At 63.6% G+C, this 24,018-nt stretch carries 16 protein-coding genes, 2 tRNA genes and 2 rRNA genes; 8 read left to right on the forward strand and 12 right to left on the reverse strand.

The window, feature by feature from the left end:
- Nucleotides 1-124: 124 nt before the first annotated feature.
- Nucleotides 125-721, reverse strand: a complete 597-nt coding sequence (locus tag DTA15_RS10870) for a YbhB/YbcL family Raf kinase inhibitor-like protein (protein ID WP_006482912.1) — start codon at nucleotides 719-721, stop codon at nucleotides 125-127.
- 240 nt (nucleotides 722-961) lie between these two features.
- Nucleotides 962-1,648 (reverse strand): orotate phosphoribosyltransferase, encoded by a 687-nt coding sequence (locus tag DTA15_RS10875; RefSeq protein ID WP_006482887.1) that lies wholly within the window; start codon nucleotides 1,646-1,648, stop codon nucleotides 962-964.
- Nucleotides 1,649-2,108: 460 nt separating this feature from the next.
- On the opposite strand from DTA15_RS10875, the gene DTA15_RS10880 reads away from it, so the two are divergent.
- On the forward strand, nucleotides 2,109-4,379 hold the full coding sequence (locus DTA15_RS10880; RefSeq protein WP_006482927.1) for an NADP-dependent malic enzyme: 2,271 nt from the start codon (nucleotides 2,109-2,111) through the stop codon (nucleotides 4,377-4,379).
- 148 nt (nucleotides 4,380-4,527) lie between these two features.
- Here the strand turns inward: DTA15_RS10880 and DTA15_RS10885 are convergent, their stop codons facing one another.
- Nucleotides 4,528-8,118 (reverse strand): indolepyruvate ferredoxin oxidoreductase family protein, encoded by a 3,591-nt coding sequence (locus tag DTA15_RS10885; protein ID WP_006491408.1) that lies wholly within the window; start codon nucleotides 8,116-8,118, stop codon nucleotides 4,528-4,530.
- Between the two features lie 329 nt (nucleotides 8,119-8,447).
- Between DTA15_RS10885 and DTA15_RS10890 the strand changes: the two genes are divergently transcribed.
- Nucleotides 8,448-8,642 (forward strand): hypothetical protein, encoded by a 195-nt coding sequence (locus DTA15_RS10890; RefSeq protein WP_006482893.1) that lies wholly within the window; start codon nucleotides 8,448-8,450, stop codon nucleotides 8,640-8,642.
- A 133-nt stretch (nucleotides 8,643-8,775) separates the two neighbouring features.
- Here the strand turns inward: DTA15_RS10890 and hppD are convergent, their stop codons facing one another.
- Entirely contained in the window at nucleotides 8,776-9,873 is a 1,098-nt protein-coding gene (gene hppD / locus DTA15_RS10895) for a 4-hydroxyphenylpyruvate dioxygenase (RefSeq protein ID WP_006482885.1), read from the reverse strand.
- 214 nt (nucleotides 9,874-10,087) lie between these two features.
- Between hppD and DTA15_RS10900 the strand changes: the two genes are divergently transcribed.
- The gene (locus tag DTA15_RS10900; RefSeq protein WP_006482889.1) at nucleotides 10,088-10,612 is read left to right on the forward strand and encodes an Lrp/AsnC family transcriptional regulator; all 525 of its coding nucleotides are present in this window, start codon (nucleotides 10,088-10,090) and stop codon (nucleotides 10,610-10,612) included.
- Nucleotides 10,613-10,678: 66 nt separating this feature from the next.
- Here DTA15_RS10900 and DTA15_RS10905 read toward each other — a convergent pair whose 3' ends face one another.
- The 8 genes from DTA15_RS10905 to paaA form a co-directional block, all read right to left on the reverse strand.
- Nucleotides 10,679-11,326, reverse strand: a complete 648-nt coding sequence (locus tag DTA15_RS10905) for a GNAT family N-acetyltransferase (RefSeq protein WP_006482926.1) — start codon at nucleotides 11,324-11,326, stop codon at nucleotides 10,679-10,681.
- 234 nt (nucleotides 11,327-11,560) lie between these two features.
- Nucleotides 11,561-12,166, reverse strand: a complete 606-nt coding sequence (locus tag DTA15_RS10910) for a TetR/AcrR family transcriptional regulator (RefSeq protein WP_006482923.1) — start codon at nucleotides 12,164-12,166, stop codon at nucleotides 11,561-11,563.
- A gap of 13 nt (nucleotides 12,167-12,179) precedes the next feature.
- A complete protein-coding gene (locus DTA15_RS10915; RefSeq protein ID WP_012492290.1) occupies nucleotides 12,180-13,001 on the reverse strand; it encodes a DUF1835 domain-containing protein in 822 nt (273 codons plus the stop codon).
- 127 nt (nucleotides 13,002-13,128) lie between these two features.
- A complete protein-coding gene (gene paaE, locus DTA15_RS10920) occupies nucleotides 13,129-14,217 on the reverse strand; it encodes a 1,2-phenylacetyl-CoA epoxidase subunit PaaE (protein WP_006482925.1) in 1,089 nt (362 codons plus the stop codon).
- Between the two features lie 2 nt (nucleotides 14,218-14,219).
- Nucleotides 14,220-14,774, reverse strand: coding sequence for a 1,2-phenylacetyl-CoA epoxidase subunit PaaD (gene paaD / locus DTA15_RS10925; protein WP_006482879.1), 555 nt, complete (start codon nucleotides 14,772-14,774; stop codon nucleotides 14,220-14,222).
- Nucleotides 14,775-14,799: 25 nt separating this feature from the next.
- Complete coding sequence (paaC, locus tag DTA15_RS10930) at nucleotides 14,800-15,603, reverse strand: 1,2-phenylacetyl-CoA epoxidase subunit PaaC (RefSeq protein WP_006482907.1); 804 nt, start codon at nucleotides 15,601-15,603, stop codon at nucleotides 14,800-14,802.
- Between the two features lie 10 nt (nucleotides 15,604-15,613).
- Nucleotides 15,614-15,898, reverse strand: a complete 285-nt coding sequence (paaB, locus tag DTA15_RS10935) for a 1,2-phenylacetyl-CoA epoxidase subunit PaaB (RefSeq protein ID WP_006482881.1) — start codon at nucleotides 15,896-15,898, stop codon at nucleotides 15,614-15,616.
- Nucleotides 15,899-15,933: 35 nt separating this feature from the next.
- A complete protein-coding gene (gene paaA / locus DTA15_RS10940; protein WP_006482888.1) occupies nucleotides 15,934-16,932 on the reverse strand; it encodes a 1,2-phenylacetyl-CoA epoxidase subunit PaaA in 999 nt (332 codons plus the stop codon).
- A gap of 200 nt (nucleotides 16,933-17,132) precedes the next feature.
- Between paaA and DTA15_RS10945 the strand changes: the two genes are divergently transcribed.
- The 5 genes from DTA15_RS10945 (at nucleotide 17,133) to DTA15_RS10975 (ending at nucleotide 23,911) form a co-directional block, all read left to right on the forward strand.
- Nucleotides 17,133-18,398, forward strand: a complete 1,266-nt coding sequence (locus DTA15_RS10945) for an SGNH/GDSL hydrolase family protein (protein ID WP_006482890.1) — start codon at nucleotides 17,133-17,135, stop codon at nucleotides 18,396-18,398.
- Between the two features lie 565 nt (nucleotides 18,399-18,963).
- Nucleotides 18,964-20,496, forward strand: a 16S ribosomal RNA gene (locus DTA15_RS10955).
- Nucleotides 20,497-20,559: 63 nt separating this feature from the next.
- Nucleotides 20,560-20,636, forward strand: a tRNA-Ile gene (locus DTA15_RS10960).
- A 39-nt stretch (nucleotides 20,637-20,675) separates the two neighbouring features.
- A tRNA-Ala gene (locus DTA15_RS10965) sits at nucleotides 20,676-20,751 on the forward strand.
- A 279-nt stretch (nucleotides 20,752-21,030) separates the two neighbouring features.
- Nucleotides 21,031-23,911: ribosomal RNA gene (locus DTA15_RS10975) — 23S ribosomal RNA — on the forward strand.
- The 16S and 23S rRNA genes sit together here with 2 tRNA genes alongside, the layout of an rRNA operon.
- The last annotated feature ends 107 nt before the right edge of the window (nucleotides 23,912-24,018 follow it).

Raw genomic sequence — 24,018 nt, forward strand, 5'->3', positions numbered from 1 at the left:
GATGCCGCGACCGGTGCAGCCGAGTCTAGCAAGCCGAAATGACCGGAAGAAAGCGCGCAGGCCGCGCACAGAAATTCGCGGGCGCGGGCAATCGCGACCGCCACGGGCGGCGGCGCGCGCTTACCTACTGCCCGTAAGTGACCGTGAGTCGCGCGGTGCCGATCGCGAGCGTGCCGATCTCGTGCTCGAACATCGGCGCGGGGCGGCCTTGCGAGATACGCAGGTCGGTGCCTTTCAGCGCGTAGACGGTGATCACGTAGCGATGCGGTTTGCCGGGCGGTGGGCACGGGCCGCCGTAGCCGTCGATTCCGAAGTCGTTGCGCGCCTCGCTCGCGCCGATGCGGCGCAGGAAGCCGGACGCGCTCGCATCGGCCGGCAGGCTCGTGACGGTCGCCGGGATGCCCGCGACGGCCCAGTGCCACCAGCCGTGCCCCGGCGCGTCGGGATCGAAGATCGTGACCGCGTAGCCGCGCGTGCCCGGCGGCGGGTTGTGCCATGCGAGTTGCGGCGAGCGGTTCGCGCCCTTGCAGTCGCCGCGGTCGAACACGTTCGCGGGCCGCACGCGGGCGCCCGCCGTCAGGTCGTCGCTCGTCACGGTGAACGGGCCTTCCGCATGCGCGGGCAGCGCCGCGAAGACGGCGGCGCACAGGAGGGCGGAGAAACGGAGCGGAGAAGGGCGACCCGATGGCGCAGGCGGAGTGATCCGGCGATCCACACGCATATGGCGCTTCTCCCGTCACGTGGGCCGGGCCGAGGCTCCCGGCATTGTTGGCGTTGTATGTTGCCCGCGCAGCTGAGGGCGGCGATGGATCAAGTCTAGCATTAGGGTTCGATGAGCGACGCACACCGGCGCCCGCGATTGCGCGCGGTCGGCGCGCAACGCGACGGACGAAAAAAAACCGCCTGCGATGAAGCAGGCGGCTCGTTCAGCCAGTGCGCCGGCATGCGTGCCGGCGGGGCGTCATTCCTTCGGGGCCGTCGCGCCGCCGTGCGCGGCCGACCATTCGGCCGGTGCGTGCAGGAATTTCTCGACTTCGTCGAGCGTCTTCGTCTCGAAGTAGCCCGACGCCTTCGCGACGCGCAGCACGTCCCACCACGTCGCGAGCGCGTGCAGGTCGACGTCGATGTCCTTCAGGACCGACACGCTTTCCTTGAAGATGTTGTAGTGGAACAGCACGAAGCAGTGGTTCACCGTCGCGCCCGCGGTGCGCAGCGCGTTGACGAAGTTGATCTTGCTGCGGCTGTCGGTGGTCAGGTCTTCCACCAGCAGCACGCGCGAGCCTTCCTCGAGATGGCCTTCGATCTGCGCATTGCGGCCGAAACCCTTCGGCTTTTTGCGCACGTACTGCATCGGCACCATCATCCGGTCCGCGATCCATGCCGCGAACGGGATGCCGGCCGTCTCGCCGCCCGCCACCGCGTCGATCTGCTCGAAGCCGATGTCGCGCGTGATCGTCGTTTCCGCCATTTCCATCAGCGCACGGCGCACGCGCGGATACGAGATCAGCTTGCGGCAGTCGATATAGACGGGGCTTGCCCAGCCGGACGTGAAGATGAACGGTTTTTCGGCATTGAAGTGCACCGCCTGCACTTCGAGCAGGATTTTGGCGGTCGTATCCGAGATCGACTGACGATCGTAGCCTGTCATGGGCATTCCTTGGGTGATGAGCGAGGAGCGGGCGCGGGCCCGGTGGCGCAGCAAGGGGAACCTGCCCGAAGGGCCGGGGTGCGATCGGCGGGCCGATCGCATCGCTGCGCGCGTAGCCCGCTATTTTACCCGATTCAGGCAGGTTTTCGGCGGAATTCGCGCGGGTTCGCTGCCCGGCTCACCACCGGCGAAACAAACGGGGGTAGACCATCCCGGCGCTGATGCCGGAGATGCGGCGTCGCAGCAACGGACGTCATTTAGGGGGTGTACACTAGGCGACCCTTAGAAATCGTTCAGTACTTTGTACTTTCCTCTTGCCATCCGCCAAGGTTCGATGGCGTGCCGATCCGGTGCGTCGCGGGCCGTCTCGCAGTCGACCATCCCCTCGATTCAAGCAGACGCGGCCGAAGGTGCTGTGTACTGAGTCGTCAATATTCCGCATGTCTCTCGCAGGTCAATCATGGACGAACAACTGAAGCAGGCCGCTCTCGCTTATCACCTGAACCCGAAACCCGGCAAGATTTCGGTCACCCCGACCAAGCCGCTGTCGAACCAGCTCGATCTGTCGCTCGCGTATTCGCCGGGCGTCGCCGCCGCGTGCGAGGCGATCCACGCCGATCCGCTCGACGCGCAGAAGTACACGTCGCGCGGCAACCTCGTCGGGGTCATCACGAACGGCACCGCCGTGCTGGGTCTCGGCAACATCGGCCCGCTGGCCGCGAAGCCGGTGATGGAAGGCAAGGGCTGCCTCTTCAAGAAATTCGCGGGCATCGACGTGTTCGACATCGAACTGTCGGAGTCCGACCCCGACAAGCTCGTCGAGGCGATCGCGATGCTCGAGCCGACGCTCGGCGGCATCAACCTCGAGGACATCAAGGCGCCGGAATGCTTCTACATCGAGCAGAAGCTGCGCGAGCGCATGAAGATTCCGGTCTTCCACGATGACCAGCACGGCACCGCGATCATCGCGTCGGCCGCGATCCTGAACGGCCTGAAGGTCGTCGGCAAGAAGCTGTCGGAAGTGAAGCTCGTGTGTTCGGGCGCGGGCGCGGCGGCGATCGCGTGTCTGGACCTGCTGGTGAATCTCGGCCTGACGAAGTCGAACATCCTCGTCGCCGATTCGAAGGGCGTGATCTACGAAGGGCGCGGCAACCTCGATCCGTCGAAGCAGCGCTATGCGGCCAACACCGACGCGCGCACGCTCGCCGACGCGATCGTCGGCGCGGACGTGTTCCTCGGCTGCTCGAGCGCGGGCGTGCTGAAGCAGGACATGGTCAAGACGATGGGCGACAAGCCGCTGATCCTGGCGCTCGCGAACCCGGAACCGGAAATCCGCCCGGAAGACGCGAAGGCCGTGCGCCCGGACGCGATCGTCGCGACCGGCCGTTCGGACTACCCGAACCAGGTCAACAACGTGCTGTGCTTCCCGTTCATCTTCCGCGGCGCGCTCGACGTCGGCGCGACCACGATCACGGAAGAAATGAAGCTCGCGTGCGTGCGCGCGATCGCCGAGCTGGCCGAGGAAACCGACCAGAGCGAGGAAGTCGCGAAGGCGTATGAAGGCCATTCGCTCGAATTCGGGCCGGACTACCTGATCCCGAAGCCGTTCGACCCGCGCCTGATCATCAAGATCGCGCCGGCCGTCGCGCAAGCCGCGATGGATTCGGGCGTCGCGACGCGCCCGATCCAGGACATGGACGCGTACCGCGAGCAGCTCGGCGCGACCGTCTACCGCACCGGCATGGTGATGCGCCCGGTGTTCGCGGCCGCGAAGCAGAAAGAGGCCCGCATCGTGTTCGCCGAGGGCGAGGACGAGCGCGTGCTGCGCGCCGCGCAGTTCGTGCTGCTGGAAAAGATCGCCAAGCCGATCATCGTCGGCCGTCCGTCGGTCGTCGACATGCGCTTGCAGAAGATCGGCTCGAAGCTGAAGGCCGGTGTCGATTTCGAAATCGTCGATCCGGAAGACGATGCGCGCTACCACCGCTACTGGCAGGCGTATCAGGAGATCGGCGCGCGCGACGGCGTGACGCCGGAAGTCGCGAAGGCCGCGATGCGCAAGTTCAACACGCTGATCGGCGCGATGCTCGTGCATCTGGGCGATGCGGACGGGATGATCTGCGGGATGATCGACACGTTCCACAGCCACCTGAAGTTCATCGAGCAGGTACTGGGCCGCGCGAAGGGCGCCGAGCACTTCGCCGCGATGAACCTGCTGATGCTGCCGGGCCGCAACCTGTTCGTGTGCGACACGTACGTGAACGAGCTGCCGAGCGCCGACCAGCTCGCCGACATGACGATCCAGGCCGCGGCCGAGATCGAGCGCTTCGGCATCGCGCCGAAGGCCGCGCTGCTGTCGAACTCGAACTTCGGCAGCGCGCCGTCGGCGTCGTCGCGCCGGATGGCCGAGGCCCGCAAGCTGATCGTCGAGCGTGCGCCGAACCTCGAAGTCGACGGCGAAATGCACGGCGACGCGGCGCTGTCGGAACTGATCCGCAAGCAGGCGTTCCCGGGCACGACGCTGTCGGGTGAAGCGAACCTGCTGATCATGCCGAACGTCGAAGCGGCGAATATCGCGTACAACCTGCTGAAGATGGTCGGCGGCGAAGGCGTGACGGTCGGCCCGTTCCTGCTCGGCGCCGCCAAGCCGGTCCACATCCTGACGCCGGCCGCGACCGTGCGCCGGATCATCAACATGACGGCCGTTGCCGCCGCGAACGTGAACACGAAGTAAGCTCACGCCCGCGTGTGCCGCGCGTCAGGCGCGGCGCAATGAAAAACGCCACGGAACCTGGATTCCGTGGCGTTTTTTTTGCATGAACCGCGACGGGCGGCGGCACGGGCGGGCGTTCCTGCTTCGAACGCCGCGCCGCGACCGCGCGTTACGCGACCTGCTGGTGCGACTGGCCGCCTGCCGGCGAACGCCACTTCGCGAGCAGCGTGTCCCACTTCTGGCGTACCGCGCGCAGGTTGTTCTCCTTCACGTGGCCGTAGCCGCGAATGCCGTCCGGCAGCGCCGCGAGTTCGAGCGCGAGCGGCCGGTTGGCCGCGTTCAGCTTCGCGAGTACCTCGCCGATCAGCGCTTCGTACTCGCCGATCAGCGCGCGCTCGGTGCGGCGCTCCGCGGTGCGGCCGAACGGATCGAGCGCCGTGCCGCGCAGGAACTTCGCCTTCGCGAGCAGCCGGAACGCCGACATCATCCACGGGCCGTACGCCTTCTTCACGAGATGGCCGTGGGCGTCCGTCTTCGCGAACAGCGGCGGCGCGAGGTGGAATTTCAGCTTCCAGTCGCCTTCGAACTGCGCGCGCAGGCGCGCGAGGAACGCGGGGTCGGACTGCAGCCGCGCGACCTCGTACTCGTCCTTGTACGCCATCAGCTTGAACAGGTTGCGCGCGACCGCTTCGGTCAGCGGTTCCTGCACCGTGTCGCCGTCCGCCAGTGCGCGCTCGGTGGCGCGCACCTTGTCGACGAACGCCGCATAACGCGACGCGTACGCGGCGTTCTGGTACGCACTCAGGAATTCGACGCGCTTCGCGATCAGCGCGTCGACCGCCTTCTTCGTGTGCAGCGAGATCACCGTGGCGCCTTGCGCGGGCCGGGCGTCGCCGGCCGCCGCCTGCTTCACGCTGGCCAGGTCGTACGCGGCGCGGCGGCCCCAGTCGAACGCCGCGCGGTTCTTGTCGACCGACACGGCGTTCAGCTCGATCGCGCGCTCGAGCGACGCGAGCGTCAACGGCAGCCAGCCCTTCTGCCATGCGTAGCCGAGCACGAACGGGTTCGTGTAGATCGCGTCGCCGAGCAGCGCGACCGCGAAGCGGTTCGCGTCGATGAAGTCGACCGCGACACCGGCCGCCGCGCGGATGTCGTTCTCGGCGGACAGGCCCGGGAACGCCCAGTTCGGGTTCTTGATGAACTCGGCGGTCGGCGTCTGCGCGCTGTTGACGACCACCCGCGTCGTGTCGTGCCGCATCCGCGACGTGCACTCGTCCCCGGCCGTGACGATCGCATCGCAACCGATCACGAGATCGGCTTCGCCCATCGCGATCCGCGTCGCGTGGATGTCGGTCGGCGCGTGCGAGATCTGCACGTGGCTCATCACGGCGCCGCCTTTCTGCGCGAGGCCGGTGACGTCGAGCACGGTCACGCCCTTGTTTTCCAGATGCGCGGCCATCCCGAGCAGCGCGCCGATCGTCACGACGCCCGTGCCGCCCACGCCGGTGACGAGCACGCCGTACGCGCGATCGATCGCCGGCAGCGTCGGTTCCGGAATCGGCGGTAATGCGCTGCCGTCGACCGACACCGCCTTCGGCTTCTTCAACTGGCCGCCCTCGACCGTGACGAAGCTCGGGCAGAACCCCTTCACGCACGAAAAGTCCTTGTTGCAGCTCGACTGGTTGATCTGGCGCTTCGTGCCGAATTCGGTTTCCAGCGGCTCGACCGACAGGCAGTTCGACTGCACCGAGCAGTCGCCGCAGCCTTCGCACACCGCGTCGTTGATCACGACGCGCTTGGCCGGGTCCGGATACGTGCCGCGTTTGCGGCGGCGGCGTTTCTCCGTCGCGCAAGTCTGGTCGTAGATCAGAATCGTCGTGCCTTCGATCTCGCGCAGCTCGCGCTGCACGTCGTCGAGCTGGTCGCGGTGATGGATCGTCACGCCGGGCGCGAGCAGCGCCTTCTGGCTGTCGTACTTCTCCGGCTCGTCGGTGACGATCACGATCTTCTTCGCGCCTTCGGACGCGAGCTGGTGCGTGATCTGCGGCACCGTCAGCACGCCGTCGACCGGCTGGCCGCCCGTCATCGCCACCGCGTCGTTGTAGAGGATCTTGTAGGTGATGTTCGCCTTCGACGAGATCGCCGCGCGCACCGCGAGCAGGCCCGAGTGGAAATAGGTGCCGTCGCCGAGGTTCGCGAACACGTGCTTCTCGTCGGTGAACGGCGCCTGGCCGATCCACGGCACGCCTTCGCCGCCCATCTGGCTGAAGGTGCTCGTGCTGCGGTCCATCCACACGGTCATGTAGTGGCAGCCGATGCCGGCGATCGCGCGCGAGCCTTCCGGCACGTTGGTCGACGTGTTGTGCGGGCAGCCCGAGCAGAACCACGGCTTGCGCTCGGTCTGCACGTGCGGCTTCGCGAGCGCCATTTCCTTCGCGTTGATCACCGCGAGCCGCGCGGCGATGCGCGCGCGCACGTCGGACGGCAATTCGAACTTCTCGAGCCGCGTCGCGATCGCCTTCGCGATGATCGCGGGCGACAGCTCGTAGTGCGCAGGCAGCAGCCAGTTGCCCATCGGCACCGACCATTCGCCGCCGGCGCCATCCTTCTCGTCGAACTTGCCGAACACGCGCGGGCGTTGCGCGTCGGGCCAGTTGTACAGCTCTTCCTTGATCGCGTATTCGAGGATCTGGCGCTTTTCCTCGACCACCAGGATTTCGTCGAGGCCGCGCGCGAACGCCTGCGCGCCCTGCGCTTCGAGCGGCCACACGCAGCCGACCTTGTAGAGCCGGATGCCGATCCGCGCGCAGGTTTCGTCGTCGAGGCCGAGGTCGGTCAGCGCCTGGCGCACGTCGAGATACGCCTTGCCGCCGGTCATGATCCCGAAGCGCGCGTTCGGCGAATCGATCTCGATCCGGTCGAGCTTGTTCGCCCGTACGTACGCGAGCGCCGCGTACCACTTGTAGTCGAGCAGCCGCGCTTCCTGCACGAGCGGCGGATCGGGCCAGCGGATGTTCAGCCCGCCTTCCGGCAGGATGAAATCGGTCGGCAGCACGATCTCGGTGCGATGCGGGTCGATGTCGACCGACGCCGACGATTCGACGACGTCGGTCACGCACTTGAGCGCCACCCACAGGCCCGAGTAGCGGCTCATCGCCCAGCCGTGCAGGCCGAAATCGAGATATTCCTGCACGTTCGACGGGAACAGCACCGGCAGCCCGCAAGCCTTGAAGATGTGTTCGGATTGGTGCGCGAGCGTCGACGATTTCGCCGCGTGGTCGTCGCCGGCGAGCACCAGCACGCCGCCGTGCTGGGACGAGCCGGCCGAGTTCGCGTGCTTGAAGACGTCGCCGGTGCGGTCGACGCCCGGGCCCTTGCCGTACCACATGCCGAACACGCCGTCGTATTTCGCGCCGGGGTACAGGTTCACCTGCTGGGAGCCCCACACGGCGGTGGCGGCGAGATCTTCGTTGAGGCCGGGCTGGAACACGATCTGGTGGGCGGCCAGGTGCTGCTTGGCTTTCCATAGCGACAGATCGAGGCCGCCGAGCGGCGAGCCGCGATAGCCGGAGATGAAGCCGGCCGTATTGAGACCGGCGGCGCGGTCGCGTTCCTGCTGGAGCATCGGCAGGCGCACGAGGGCCTGGATGCCGCTCATGTACGCGCGGCCGCGTTCCAGTGTGTATTTGTCGTCAAGCGTGACGGACTTCAGCGCGGCTTCTAGCGACGCGCGTTGGTCTGCGTCTAGCGGGGCATTCATTAACTGTCTCCTCCACCCGGTCTGGGATCACCAAAACTTCGGTTGCGTCGGCATCTTTTGGACGCGTCTGCAGTGGCCGGCATGTTCGCCGGTTTTACGGGATGGTAGCACTGGGGCAAACCCGCCGCCCATCGGTTGCAACGCGGGGAATGCGCGGCGGCGCCCCGCGAAAACGGGGCGGATGATGCGTTACATCATGTAAAAGCATGTAAAGCTGAGTTGATCTTCGGGCAAATGCCGTTAATCTTGTCGGCCTGCCGGAGGTGCCCGGCCGCGTGGGTTCGTTCCGACGCAGTCGGGGAGGCGCCGGCAGTTTTACAGGAGGTGCAATGAACACACGTCATATCCAGAGTTTCCTGATCGTGTCCGCCGCGTTTTTCTCGATGACCGGCCCGGTGCACGCGCGAGGCGCGAGCGCACTGGCGGCAGCCGGCGCGCAGATGCAGCAGATCGTGCCGGCCCAGGACGCCGCAGCCCAGCCGTCGGCCGAGCGTGCCGCCGAGTCGAAGGCGAACGTGCGTTGATGCGATCGCGCGGCTTGCGGGCCGCGCCGAAATACAAAAGGGCGGGAATCGTCGGATTCCCGCCCTTTTTCTTTGTGCGGCCGGATCGCGCGGGCGGCCCGGCTGTCGAGGCCGCTGCCGCGCGGTGCAAGCGTCAGGCCTTGTCCTGCACGACGCCGCGGCGGATCTGGTCGAGCTCGATCGATTCGAACAGCGCCTTGAAGTTGCCTTCGCCGAAGCCCTGGTTGCCCTTGCGCTGGATGATCTCGAAGAAGATCGGCCCGATCTGGTTCTCGGTGAAGATCTGCAGCAGCAGGTCGTCGCGCGCGCCGTCGATCAGGATCTTGCGTTTCTTCAGCTCGGCCAGCGATTCGCCGTGGTTCGGCACGCGGCGGTCGACCAGCTCGTAATACGTGTCGATCGTGTCGAGCAGCTTCACTTCCTTGCTGCGCAGCCCGTCGACCGCCTGGTAGATGTCGCTCGCGCCGAGCGCGATGTGCTGGATGCCTTCGCCGTGATACGCGTCGAGGTATTCCTGGATCTGGCCGGCCGTGTCCGAGCCTTCCTCGTTGATCGGGATGCGGATCTTGCCGCACGGCGACGTCATCGCCTTCGACTTCACGCCGGTCACCTTGCCTTCGATGTCGAAGTAGCGCACTTCGCGGAAGTTGAACAGGCGCTCGTAGAACTCGGCCCATTCCTGCATGCGGCCGCGATGCACGTTGTGCGTCAGGTGGTCGATGTAGGTGAGGCCGTGCCCGACCGGGTTCGGGTTCGCGCCGGGAATCGGCTCGAAGTCGACGTCGTAGATGCTGATGTCGCCGATCGCGCCCGGCTGCGCGCCGTTCTTGCCGCGCCAGCGGTCGACGAAATAGATCAGCGAATCGCCGATCCCCTTGATCGCCGGGATGTTCAGCTCCATCGGGCCCGTCTTGTTGTCGAAGCCCCACGCGCCGAGTTCCAGCGCACGCTGGTACGCCTTCGCGGCGTCCTGCACGCGGAACGCGATCGCGCAGATCGACGGGCCGTGCAGCCGCGCGAAGCGTTGCGCGAACGAATCGGGTTCGGCGTTGATGATGAAGTTGATGTCGCCCTGGCGGTACACCGTCACGTCCTTGTGGCGATGGCGCGCGATCGCGGTGAAACCCATCCGTTCGAACAGGTGTCCGAGCGCTTTCGGGTCCGGTGCCGTGTATTCGATGAATTCGAAGCCGTCGGTGCCGACGGGGTTGTCCCAGGTGGGGATCTGCATGTCGTGTCTCCTGTGCGGGGCGATCGGCCGGGGCGGCGTGCGCCTGCTCGGCCTGGTTCGATGTCGACGGCCGCCTCCGCAATGAGCGTGTGCGGCGCGTCGAGACATGCGACAGAGTGTAGCGGGCGGCCGCGAGCGGAAACTTGCGAACTTGATCGCCCGCGCCTACGATGGCGCAATTTCCAGTCTCAAAATAATCAACGGAGGGCAGAAGATGGCGCAAGCCGAATTGGATGCCATCGATCGGCGAATTCTCGCGATTCTTCAGGAGAACGGGCGCCTGTCGAACCAGGAGATCGCCGAGCGCGTGAACCTGTCGCCGAGCCCGTGCCTGCGGCGGATCCGGCGGCTCGAGGACATCGGCGTGATCACCGGCTACGTCGCACTGCTGAATCCGCAGAAGCTCGGGCTCGACCTGCTCGCGTACGTGAGCGTGCGGCTCGAAAAGCGTGGCGGCCTCGCGCCGGTCCGGGTCGACGAGACGTCGGCGCGCGCGGGCGCGACGCACGCGGAGCTGTTTCGCGCGGCCGTGCAGGCCTGGCCGGAAGTGGTCGCGTGCCACGCGATGACGGGCGACATGGATTACCTGCTGCGCGTGCAGGTCGAGGACATGGCGCATTTCTCCCGCTTCGTGCAGGAGCATCTGCTGCATCACCCGTCGGTGATCGACGTGAAGACGAGCTTCTCGCTCGACTGCTTCAAGGAAACGACGGCGTTGCCGATTCGGTCGGTGCGCTAGCGGGCGGGGAAAGGAGGGGAGCCGGGTGCGCCACAGGCGCGGCCCGGCTGGCCGACGCCGTCGACGTCAGGCCGTCAGTGCGGCGGGTATCAGCGATTCGATGAACTTCGTCGTGCGGCGTGCCTGGCGCTTCATCGCGTAGTCGAACACCGCGGCCTGTTCCTGCAGCATCTCGGCGATGATCGTCGAGTGGTCGGCGGGCGGCAGCGACAGGTACGCATCGGCTTCGCCGTACGCGTACTCGATCCGCATCCCGGATTTCTTCGCGATGTGCATCATCGTCGCGTTACGCGACAGGCAGTGCATGTACAGCATCGTCACGTGCGTGTTGCGGCTGCGCATCGCCGCGCGCTCGAACAGCTTCGAGCCGACGCCGCGGCCGCGTGCGCTTTCGAGCACCGACACGCCGAATTCGGCCGTGCGCTTGTCGCCTTCGGCCGGCAGATAGGCCAGGTGGCCGACGCCGATCAGTTCGAGATCGTGGTCGAACACGCCGAATACGGTATCGCGACCGAAATCGATCGTGCGGACATAGTTCTCGATCACGTGGTCGGGCACCACCTGGCCGAAGCGCAGCAGGCGGTCCTCTTCGTCGAGCGAGAGAAAGTGGGTGAGCATCTGCTCACGGTCTTTGGAAGCCAGTTCCCTGACGAGAACCGGCGCAGTACCGGCGTGGCCGACAGCATCGGCACGGCGGTTGGATCGCGTGTTCATCGTGGGTTCCTCAGTGTGTGGCTGCACAAGCGGCTTGTGCAATGCAACAGCATTCTACCCGACCGAGGTAAGGGAAAACCCGCATTTGACGTTATTTGTGCCGAGGGTGAATTCTAAATCCGCTTAATTATTCGTCTATCTATTTGATTTTTAATGGATTTAAAATTCATCATATGAAACGCGCGACGGGCGGTCGCACTGTGCCCGCCGCGCAACGCATGCTGCTGCGCGGCATCAGGCCGCTGTCGACAGCCCGCGTTCGATCAGGTCGATTACCTGTTCGGCGAAGTCGCGGTAGCCGAGGCGCCCGCCCGGCTTCAGCCATGTGAAGGTCCAGTTGATCATCCCGAACACCATCATCGTCACGGAGGTCTGGTTTTCCTTCGAGATGCGGTCGGGATACGCGCGCGCGAGCTGCCGCGTGAACGCCGCGACGATGTCGCGCTGGCGGTCGAGCACGATTTCACGCTGCGCATCCTCCAGATACTTCACGTCGTTGAGCAGCGCGACGTGGCGGCTGTGCGACGTCTCGTATTCGGCGAGGAACGCGCGCACGAGCTCGGCGAACGCGTCGCGCTCGCTGAGGCCGCGCCGCTGGCTCGCACCCTCGACCTCGGCGATGATCAGCATCAGCCGTTTGGTGTAGCGATCGAGCAGGTCGAACAGGATCGCTTCCTTGCTCTCGTAATAGTGATAGAGCCGCGCCTTCGACGTGCCGCTCGCGGTCGCGAGATCGGACATCGACGTGCTCGGGTAGCTCGTCTGCGCGAATTTCTCGGCGGCCAGGTCGAGGATCTGCTCGCGCTGGGATTCGTGGTCGGGCGCTCGGGTTCGGGCCATGGTCGAAGGAGGATTAGCGGTGCGCGGCGGCCGGGGCCGCGCGCACCTGCGTGGAAGAGAGGGCCGCGGGCGCGTCGTCCTGCAGCTCGAGTCGGCCGGTGGCCGCGAGTTCGCGGCAGCGCCACCACGCGATCGAGTCGCTGACGAACAGCCCGCCGCGGTCGGCGGCGGCCATGATGCTGCCGACGAGGCGCCGCGCGGGCTGCCAGTCGGTTTCCGCGCGCGCGACGATCAGCGCGTCGAGATCGGCGTAGTGGCCGCTCTTGATCGTGTTGCTGACCCAATAACGCAGCTCGGCGTTCAGGTGCTTCGCCTCCTGCCACTCGAGCGCAAGGCGGCCGATGCGCAGGACCGAGATCGGCGCGGCCACCGGCCGCTTGCGCGCCAGTTCCGCGGGCGAGAACATCCCGGTCGCGCAGGCCTGGTCGGTACGCGACAGCGATGCGCGCTGCGCGGCGTCGAGGTCGGCGGCCGACAGCCGTACCTCGTTCAGGCGCTGCGGCACGTTGCGCAGGTGATAGGCGACGCGGCGCAGCAGCAGCTTGTCGCCGACGCTCGGCGCATGCCACACGACGACCTGGCCGGTATCCATCGCGAGCTGGTCGAGGCGGGCGAATTCGCCTTCGATTTCCGCGTTCCAGTCGGGAATCTGGTCGCCGAGCACGTGCTGCCAGAAAGCGGCGCGCGTGTCGGGCGTCTCGTCGGCGCCCTTCAGTGGCCCGACGCCGAGATCGTCGAGCAAACCGACGACGCGCTCGTCGCGTCCGGCTTGCACGAGAGCCTCGCGCAGCGACGCGGCGGCGGTGCCGCCCTGAATCACATGAATGGTACTCATCGGCCTGTCGTCAACAAAAGAAAACCGCCGACGGGCGGACGTTGCGATGTCCAGCCGGCCGGCGGCCCCTAGTGTAAGCGAGATGTGTGACGGCGAGAAACCGTCGGGCGCCGCGACGCGATGCCGCTCAACGTTCGTCGAAGCTCACGACGACCTTGTCGCTGATCGGGTGGCACTGGCACGTCAGCACGAAACCATCCTCCACCTCGTGCTCCTCGAGCGTGTAGTTCTTCTCCATCCGCACTTCGCCTTCGACCACCTTCGCGCGGCACGTGCAGCACACGCCGCCCTTGCACGCATACGGCAGCGCGAGGCCCGCGCGCAGGCCCACGTCGAGCAGGCTCACGCCTTCGTACGGCAAGCGCAGCTTGCGCTTCTTGCCGTCGAGCACGATCTCGAGATCGGCGGCCGGCGTCTGGTCGGTGATCTCGACGACCGGTGCGCCGGCCTGCGGCAGCGGCGTGCCGAAGCGCTCGACGTGCACCTTCGCCTGCGGCACGCCGGCCGCCTTCAGCGCGGCTTCGGCGGCGTCCATCATCGGCGCCGGGCCGCAGATGAACGCCTCGTCGATCGCGTCGGCCGGTGTCAGCGTGGCGAGGAATTCCGCGCATTTCGCCTGGTCGAGCACGCCGTTGAACAGCTCGACGTCCTGCAGATCGTCCGACAGCACGTGGTAGAGGACGAAGCGGTTCATGTAGCGGTTCTTCAGGTCCTCGAGCTCCTCCGCGAACATGATCGCGTCGACGCTGCGGTTGCCGTAGATCAGCGTGAACGTGCTGCGCGGCTCGAGTTCGAGCGTCGTCTTCACGATCGCGAGCACCGGCGTGATCCCCGAGCCGCCTGAAAACGCGACGTACTGCTTGCCGTGGTCGGCGTTCAGGTGCGTGAAGAAGCGGCCATCCGGTGTCATCACGTCGATCATGTGGCCGGGCTTCAGCGTATCGAACGCGAAGTTCGAGAAGCGGCCGCCGCGCACGCGCTTGATGCCGATGCGCAGTTCGCCGTCACGGTCGTAGTCCGTCGTGCCGACGCAGATCGAATACGAGCGGCGCGTCTCCTCGCCGTCGATGTGGGTCTTCAGCGTGACGAACTGGCCCTGCGTGAAGCGGTACGCGTCGCGCAATTCGGGCGGCACGTCGAACGAGACGGTCACGGCGTCGGCGGTCTCGGGCCGCACGTCGCGGATACGCAGCGGGTGAAATTGCGGGGTCGCCATATTCAGTAGGGTTTGAAGTAGTCGAAGGGTTCGCGGCAGTCGACGCAGCGATACAGCGCCTTGCAGGCCGTGGACGCGAATTGCGCGAGACGTTCGGTGCGCGCGGAGCCGCAGCGCGGGCAGGTGGGCGCCGCGACCGGCCGCGGCACGAAGCGCACGACGTTCTCCCGCGGCGCGGCGCTGCCGCACTGGCCGACCGGCGGCGCGATGCCGTACGCGCGCAGCTTGTCGCGCGCTTCCTGCGTAATCCAGTCGGTCGTCCACGCGGGAGCGAGCACCGTCTCGATCCGGTGCGGCGGCAAGTCGGCGGCCTGCAGCGCGGCGGCGATGTCCTCGGCGATCTGCGACATCGCCGGGCAGCCCGAGTAGGTCGGCGTGATCACGACTTCGAGCTGGCCGTCATCCGCGCGGCGGACGTCGCGCAGGATGCCGAGCTCGCGGATCGACACGACCGGGATCTCCGGATCGGGCACGGCTTCGAGCACGTCCCACGCGCGGGCGAGCAACGGATCGTCGCGGTGCGCGGCGGGGGCAGGGGCGGCGGTCTGGGCGGACATCGTCGGGCTCCGTGGCGTGGGCCGGTTACCAGCTCGCGCCGGGATGCTGGCGCGCGAGGCTCTGCATTTCGGCGAGCAGGTAGCCCATGTGCTCCGAGTGCTCGCCCTGCTTGCCGGTCGTCACATGCTTCACCGGCGCCGGCAACGTGAGCGTGGCTTCCGCGAGCGCGTCATCCACGTCCGCGCGCCACGCGGCCTCGATCGCGGCCGGCGCCGGGCCGATGCCCGGTGCGACGATCGCGTCGTCGATCGCATCGGCGGCGAAAAATTCGCGTGTGTACGGCATCAGGTAGTCGAGCGCGGCCTGCGCACGGCGGTGCGATTCGTCGGTGCCGTCGCCGAGGCGCACGAGCCACTCGCGCGCATGCTGGACGTGATAGCGGGTTTCCTTCACCGATTTCGCGGCGATCGCCGCCAGTTGCGTGTCGGTCGACGTCTCCAGCGCGCTCCATACGTGCAGCATCAGCGCCGCGTACAGGAAGTTGCGCACGATCGTCACCGCGTAGTCCTTGTCGGCGTGCGCGGTGCCGGAGACCGGGCCGTAGTGCGGCAGTTCGGCGAGCGTGAAGTTCGCGAACTCGCGCTCGGTGCGGAAGTACGCGTAGTCGTCCTCGGTCTTCGTCGCGCCGGTGAGCTGGCGCTCGAGCTCGGCCGCGTGCGTGTACAGCATGCGCGCCTGGCCGATGAGGTCGAGGCTCATGTTGGTGAGCGCGATGTCTTCCTCGAGGATCGGGCCGTGGCCGCACCATTCGGCGTTGCGCTGACCGAGGATCAGCGCATTGTCCGCGAGGCGCAGCACGTAGGAGAGGTGTTCGGGCGTGATCGTCATGGCGCGGGCGTTACATGTGGTTGACTTCGTCGGGCAGCGTGTAGAACGTCGGATGACGGTAGATCTTGTCGCCCGCCGGTTCGAACAGTTCGGCCTTCTCGCTCGGGTCCGACGCGGTGATCGCCGACGACGGCACCACCCAGATGCTCACGCCTTCCTGGCGACGCGTGTAGACGTCGCGCGCCATGCGCAGCGCCATCGTCGCGTCGGCCGCGTGCAGGCTGCCGCAATGCTTGTGGTCGAGGCCCTGCTTGCTGCGCACGAACACTTCCCAGATCGGCCATTCCTTGTTCATCGTTTTCTCCTGATTCCTGAATTCGAGGGGGCCGCTCAGGCGGCCTGCTGTTCGGCGCGGGCGCGGCGCTTCGCTTCGTGCGCGAGCGCGGCTTCGCGCACCCAGGCGCCATCCTCGTGGGCTTTCACACGCGTCGCGAGGCGTTCCTTGTTGCACGGGCCGTCGCCGTTGACCACGCGCCAGAATTCGTCCCAGTCGATCGCGCCGTAGTCGTGGTGGCCACGCGCTTCGTTCCATTTCAGGTCGGGGTCGGGCAGCGTCACGCCGAGCACCTTCGCCTGGTCGACCGTCGCATCGACGAATTTCTGGCGCAGATCGTCGTTCGAGATCCGCTTGATGCCCCATTTGGCGGACTGACTGCTGTGGACTGAATCGGCGTCGCTCGGGCCGAACATCATCAGCACCGGCCACCACCAGCGGTTCACGGCCTGCTGGACCATCGCGCGCTGCGCGTCGCTGCCCTTCATCATCGACAGCAACGCGTCGAAACCCTGGCGCTGATGGAACGACTCTTCCTTGCACACGCGAATCATTGCGCGCGCGTACGGACCGTACGTGCAGCGGCACAGCGGGATCTGGTTCATGATCGCGGCGCCGTCGACCAGCCAGCCGATCACGCCGACGTCGGCCCAGGTCGGCGTCGGGTAGTTGAAGATGCTCGAGTATTTCGCCTTGCCGGCGTGCAGCGCGTCGATCAGCGAATCGCGCGATACGCCGAGCGTTTCGGCCGCGCTATAAAGGTAGAGGCCGTGGCCGGCTTCGTCCTGCACCTTCGCGAGCAGGATCGCCTTGCGCTTCAGGCTCGGCGCGCGCGAGATCCAGTTGCCTTCCGGCAGCATGCCGACGACTTCGGAGTGCGCGTGCTGCGAGATCTGGCGCACCAGCGTCTTGCGATACGCGTCGGGCATCCAGTCCTGCGGTTCGATCTTGCCGTCCGCGGCCATCACCGCATCGAACCGCGTCTGCTCGGGCGACTCGGTTGCGGCGTCGAGCGGCGCGACGTTGCCGGGGATGTCGAGGGATTGCGTGTACATGGCGAAGGCTCTCGTCCGGTTGAGTGTGTGCGAAGTATAAACCAACCGACCGGTCGGTTAATAAATTTGTTGTGGATTTGCGGCGGGACTCGGGTAAACGAGGGACATCGGGGCACGATCAAGCGGAGCAAGTGCGGCTCCGCACGTGGGGCCGGCATCTTCTGCGGCACAATGCCCGCTTTCCGATGAGGATTTTGCCGATGTCATTTCGAAGCAGTTTCGCCGCGGCTGTGCTGGGTGCGGCCGTTCTCGTGTCGCCGCTTGCAGCGTCGGCCGCGCCGGCCGGGTGGGTCGCTGCGTGGGCGACCGCGCTGCAGCCGATTCCCGACCTCGCCGCACCGCCGCCGCTCTACCGCGCGCCAGACGTGGCCGGGCGAACCGTGCGTCAGATCGTCTACCCGACCGTGTCGGGGCGGGCGGCGCGGATTCGCGTGAGCAACGCATACGGTCGCGCGCCGCTGGTCGTCGAGGCCGCGAGTCTCGCGCGCGCCGGCGAAGGGGCCGCGCTCGCCGGTGGTGCGGCGGTGCCGGTCCGGTTCGGCGGCAAGGCGTCGGTGACGCTCGCGCCGGGCCAGGAACTCGAAAGCGACCCGGTGGCGATCGGCGTGACGGCCGCGCAGCCGTATGCGATCAGCCTCCAGATGGGGCCGAACCAGCGGATGACGGTCTGGCATCGTGTGTCGAACCAGTTCAACTATGTGTCCGGGCCGGGTGATCACGTGAACGATCCGGGCGCCGAGACGTTTCGCACCCGCTTTACCCAATATGCGTGGGTGACCGAACTGGCCGTCGAAGCTGGTCCCGCACACGCCAGCGTCGCGGCGATCGGCGATTCGATCACCGACGGGCTGCGCTCCAGCGTGAACCGGAACCGCCGCTGGCCCGACGCGCTCGCACGCCGGCTGGCGGCAGCGGGTGCCGATTCGGTCGGCGTCGTGAATCTCGGCATCAGCGGGAACCGGCTGCTCAGCGATTCCGCGTGTTACGGCACGTCGCTTGCGTCGCGGTTCGAGCGTGACGCGCTGTCGCGCTCGGGCGTGAAGGCGGCGATCGTGCTGATCGGGATCAACGACATCAATTTCGCGGCGATGCCGCCGCGCGCGGGGCTCGATTGCGATCACCCGCATACGCCGGTGACGGCTGCATCGCTGATCGATGGCTATCGCCGGCTGATCGAGACGGCGCACCGACAGGGCGTGAAGGTCTTCGGCGCGACACTCACGCCGGCGGCGCTGCCGGCCGGGCGCGAGGCGATCCGGCTCGAGGTGAACCGGTGGATCCGCAGCGGCGGCGGGTTCGACGGCGTCGTGGACTTCGACGCGGCGCTGCGCGATCCGGCGCGCCCGAGCGTGCTGCAACGCCGATACGATAGCGGCGACGGTATCCATCCGAGCGACGCCGGCTACACGGCGATGGCCGACGCGGTGCCGATTGAGCGACTGCAGGCTGCTGCGGGCGGCAGCTGACACGCTCTCTATATATAGAAGGGAACGTTGCCGACGGCTGGTGGATCGACCGCGCTTCCCGGCCCGTCGAGCCCAAAGCCTCCGTGCGCGGTAGCGCACGGAGGCTTTTTCAAACTTTCTTCACAAAGCGCTTGCATGGATGGGGGCAGGTGCTTAGAATCACGCCTCTTTCGCGCTAACGGAAACGCGGCGCGGAAGGAAGGGAAGCAGTGCCGTTGGAGTTCGGAGGTAGCGAGCCTCGGCGGTACGGAAGTTGAGCCCCGCAGTCGCAACGAAGTCGTTCAGAAAGTTGTTGACGAGCTGCGAAACACGGTTCATAATCTCGCTTCTCTGCTGCTGAAAACGCAGCGCTGCTGAGGGGTTCAAGATCCCTCGCAGACATGCTCTTTAAAAATTAACAGCCGATAAGTGTGGGCGCTTGATGGCAGCGAGCTGATCCTCGGATCAGATAGCAAAAGTATCAAGAGTCTCACACTAAAGTAAGTCAGGTTTATGAAGTGATTCATATTCCTGTCAGCTTTGAGTGAGCGACCGGTTCGAAAGAACCGAAAACAGTAACAGGTTTGAACTGAAGAGTTTGATCCTGGCTCAGATTGAACGCTGGCGGCATGCCTTACACATGCAAGTCGAACGGCAGCACGGGTGCTTGCACCTGGTGGCGAGTGGCGAACGGGTGAGTAATACATCGGAACATGTCCTGTAGTGGGGGATAGCCCGGCGAAAGCCGGATTAATACCGCATACGATCCACGGATGAAAGCGGGGGACCTTCGGGCCTCGCGCTATAGGGTTGGCCGATGGCTGATTAGCTAGTTGGTGGGGTAAAGGCCTACCAAGGCGACGATCAGTAGCTGGTCTGAGAGGACGACCAGCCACACTGGGACTGAGACACGGCCCAGACTCCTACGGGAGGCAGCAGTGGGGAATTTTGGACAATGGGCGAAAGCCTGATCCAGCAATGCCGCGTGTGTGAAGAAGGCCTTCGGGTTGTAAAGCACTTTTGTCCGGAAAGAAATCCTTGGCTCTAATACAGTCGGGGGATGACGGTACCGGAAGAATAAGCACCGGCTAACTACGTGCCAGCAGCCGCGGTAATACGTAGGGTGCAAGCGTTAATCGGAATTACTGGGCGTAAAGCGTGCGCAGGCGGTTTGCTAAGACCGATGTGAAATCCCCGGGCTCAACCTGGGAACTGCATTGGTGACTGGCAGGCTAGAGTATGGCAGAGGGGGGTAGAATTCCACGTGTAGCAGTGAAATGCGTAGAGATGTGGAGGAATACCGATGGCGAAGGCAGCCCCCTGGGCCAATACTGACGCTCATGCACGAAAGCGTGGGGAGCAAACAGGATTAGATACCCTGGTAGTCCACGCCCTAAACGATGTCAACTAGTTGTTGGGGATTCATTTCCTTAGTAACGTAGCTAACGCGTGAAGTTGACCGCCTGGGGAGTACGGTCGCAAGATTAAAACTCAAAGGAATTGACGGGGACCCGCACAAGCGGTGGATGATGTGGATTAATTCGATGCAACGCGAAAAACCTTACCTACCCTTGACATGGTCGGAATCCCGCTGAGAGGTGGGAGTGCTCGAAAGAGAACCGGCGCACAGGTGCTGCATGGCTGTCGTCAGCTCGTGTCGTGAGATGTTGGGTTAAGTCCCGCAACGAGCGCAACCCTTGTCCTTAGTTGCTACGCAAGAGCACTCTAAGGAGACTGCCGGTGACAAACCGGAGGAAGGTGGGGATGACGTCAAGTCCTCATGGCCCTTATGGGTAGGGCTTCACACGTCATACAATGGTCGGAACAGAGGGTTGCCAACCCGCGAGGGGGAGCTAATCCCAGAAAACCGATCGTAGTCCGGATTGCACTCTGCAACTCGAGTGCATGAAGCTGGAATCGCTAGTAATCGCGGATCAGCATGCCGCGGTGAATACGTTCCCGGGTCTTGTACACACCGCCCGTCACACCATGGGAGTGGGTTTTACCAGAAGTGGCTAGTCTAACCGCAAGGAGGACGGTCACCACGGTAGGATTCATGACTGGGGTGAAGTCGTAACAAGGTAGCCGTATCGGAAGGTGCGGCTGGATCACCTCCTTTCCAGAGCTATCTCGCAAAGTTGAGCGCTCACGCTTATCGGCTGTAAATTAAAGACAGACTCAGGGGTCTGTAGCTCAGTCGGTTAGAGCACCGTCTTGATAAGGCGGGGGTCGTTGGTTCGAATCCAACCAGACCCACCATTGTCTGGCGGTAGGTACACCTGAGGCAAATCTGTACATGGGGGCATAGCTCAGCTGGGAGAGCACCTGCTTTGCAAGCAGGGGGTCGTCGGTTCGATCCCGTCTGCCTCCACCAATCCTCAATGACAAACATTCGAATGACGATTGTTCGAGTCTTTGTCATTGGCGATTGAGCCAGTCAGAGGATATCAACAGATATCGGCTGTCGTTCTTTAACAATCTGGAAGAAGTAAGTAATTTGGATAGCGGAAGCGTCTCGAGATGGACGTGAAAACTATCCGGGTTGTGATTGTATCGATGTATCTCAAGATGATTCGAACTTCATTGTTCGGCTCGATTTTGGAATACGGCACAACGCGAGAACTCAACCTGTAACGAGACAGACTCGTTATAGGGTCAAGCGAACAAGTGCATGTGGTGGATGCCTTGGCGATCACAGGCGATGAAGGACGCGGTAGCCTGCGAAAAGCTACGGGGAGCTGGCAAACGAGCTTTGATCCGTAGATGTCCGAATGGGGAAACCCGGCCCTTTTGGGTCATCCTAGACTGAATACATAGGTCTAGTGAAGCGAACGCGGTGAACTGAAACATCTAAGTAACCGCAGGAAAAGAAATCAACCGAGATTCCCAAAGTAGTGGCGAGCGAAATGGGATGAGCCTTGCACTCTTTATTTGTATTGTTAGCCGAACGCTCTGGAAAGTGCGGCCATAGCAGGTGATAGCCCTGTAGGCGAAAACAGTATGAAAGAACTAGGTGTGCGACAAGTAGGGCGGGACACGTGAAATCCTGTCTGAAGATGGGGGGACCATCCTCCAAGGCTAAATACTCGTGATCGACCGATAGTGAACCAGTACCGTGAGGGAAAGGCGAAAAGAACCCCGGGAGGGGAGTGAAATAGATCCTGAAACCGCATGCATACAAACAGTCGGAGCCTCGCAAGGGGTGACGGCGTACCTTTTGTATAATGGGTCAGCGACTTACGTTCAGTAGCAAGCTTAACCGTATAGGGCAGGCGTAGCGAAAGCGAGTCCGAATAGGGCGTTCAGTTGCTGGGCGTAGACCCGAAACCAGGTGATCTATCCATGGCCAGGATGAAGGTGCGGTAACACGTACTGGAGGTCCGAACCCACTAACGTTGAAAAGTTAGGGGATGAGCTGTGGATAGGGGTGAAAGGCTAAACAAACCTGGAAATAGCTGGTTCTCTCCGAAAACTATTTAGGTAGTGCCTCGTGTCTCACCTTCGGGGGTAGAGCACTGTCATGGTTGGGGGGTCTATTGCAGATTACCCCGCCATAGCAAACTCCGAATACCGAAGAGTGCAATCACGGGAGACAGACATCGGGTGCTAACGTCCGGTGTCAAGAGGGAAACAACCCAGACCGCCAGCTAAGGTCCCCAAATATAGCTAAGTGGGAAACGAAGTGGGAAGGCTAAAACAGTCAGGAGGTTGGCTTAGAAGCAGCCACCCTTTAAAGAAAGCGTAATAGCTCACTGATCGAGTCGTCCTGCGCGGAAGATGTAACGGGGCTAAGCTATATACCGAAGCTGCGGATGCGAGCTTGCTCGCATGGTAGGAGAGCGTTCCGTAAGCCTGCGAAGGTGCCTTGTAAAGGGTGCTGGAGGTATCGGAAGTGCGAATGCTGACATGAGTAGCGATAAAGGGGGTGAAAGGCCCCCTCGCCGTAAGCCCAAGGTTTCCTACGCAACGTTCATCGGCGTAGGGTGAGTCGGCCCCTAAGGCGAGGCAGAAATGCGTAGCTGATGGGAAGCAGGTCAATATTCCTGCACCATTGTTAGATGCGATGGGGGGACGGATCGCGGAAGGTTGTCCGGGTGTTGGAAGTCCCGGTCGCTGCATTGGAGAAGGCGCTTAGGCAAATCCGGGCGCAGGATTCAAGGGTGTGGCGCGAGCTCCTTAGGGAGCGAAGCAATTGGAAGTGGTTCCAAGAAAAGCCTCTAAGCTTCAGTCTAACGATGACCGTACCGCAAACCGACACAGGTGGGCGAGATGAGTATTCTAAGGCGCTTGAGAGAACTCGGGAGAAGGAACTCGGCAAATTGGTACCGTAACTTCGGGATAAGGTACGCCCTTGTAGCTTGACTGGCCTGCGCCAGGAGGGTGAAGGGGTTGCAATAAACTGGTGGCTGCGACTGTTTAATAAAAACACAGCACTCTGCAAACACGAAAGTGGACGTATAGGGTGTGACGCCTGCCCGGTGCCGGAAGATTAAATGATGGGGTGCAAGCTCTTGATTGAAGTCCCGGTAAACGGCGGCCGTAACTATAACGGTCCTAAGGTAGCGAAATTCCTTGTCGGGTAAGTTCCGACCTGCACGAATGGCGTAACGATGGCCACACTGTCTCCTCCCGAGACTCAGCGAAGTTGAAGTGTTTGTGATGATGCAATCTACCCGCGGCTAGACGGAAAGACCCCATGAACCTTTACTGTAGCTTTGCATTGGACTTTGAACCGATCTGTGTAGGATAGGTGGGAGGCTATGAAACCGGAACGCTAGTTTCGGTGGAGCCGTCCTTGAAATACCACCCTGGTTTGTTTGAGGTTCTAACCTTGGCCCGTGATCCGGGTCGGGGACAGTGCATGGTAGGCAGTTTGACTGGGGCGGTCTCCTCCCAAAGCGTAACGGAGGAGTACGAAGGTACGCTAGGTACGGTCGGAAATCGTGCTGATAGTGCAATGGCATAAGCGTGCTTAACTGCGAGACCGACAAGTCGAGCAGGTGCGAAAGCAGGTCATAGTGATCCGGTGGTTCTGTATGGAAGGGCCATCGCTCAACGGATAAAAGGTACTCTGGGGATAACAGGCTGATACCGCCCAAGAGTTCATATCGACGGCGGTGTTTGGCACCTCGATGTCGGCTCATCTCATCCTGGGGCTGTAGCCGGTCCCAAGGGTATGGCTGTTCGCCATTTAAAGAGGTACGTGAGCTGGGTTTAAAACGTCGTGAGACAGTTTGGTCCCTATCTGCCGTGGGCGTTGGATATTTGAAGGGGGCTGCTCCTAGTACGAGAGGACCGGAGTGGACGAACCTCTGGTGTACCGGTTGTCACGCCAGTGGCATCGCCGGGTAGCTATGTTCGGAAGAGATAACCGCTGAAAGCATCTAAGCGGGAAACTCGCCTTAAGATGAGATATCCCTGGGGACTAGATCCCCTTGAAGGGTCGTTCGAGACCAGGACGTTGATAGGTCAGGTGTGTAAGCGCAGTAATGCGTTCAGCTAACTGATACTAATTGCCCGTAAGGCTTGATCCTATAACAAGTCTGCCTTGTAGATCGGCGCCGTGTGAAAGCACTGGCCGCGATCCAGAGCGACAAGTTGGATTCTCGTGTGTGATACACACAACTCAAAATTACTGCTT

The organism is Burkholderia cenocepacia, from assembly GCF_900446215.1.
Taxonomy (GTDB): Bacteria; Pseudomonadota; Gammaproteobacteria; order Burkholderiales; family Burkholderiaceae; genus Burkholderia; species Burkholderia cenocepacia.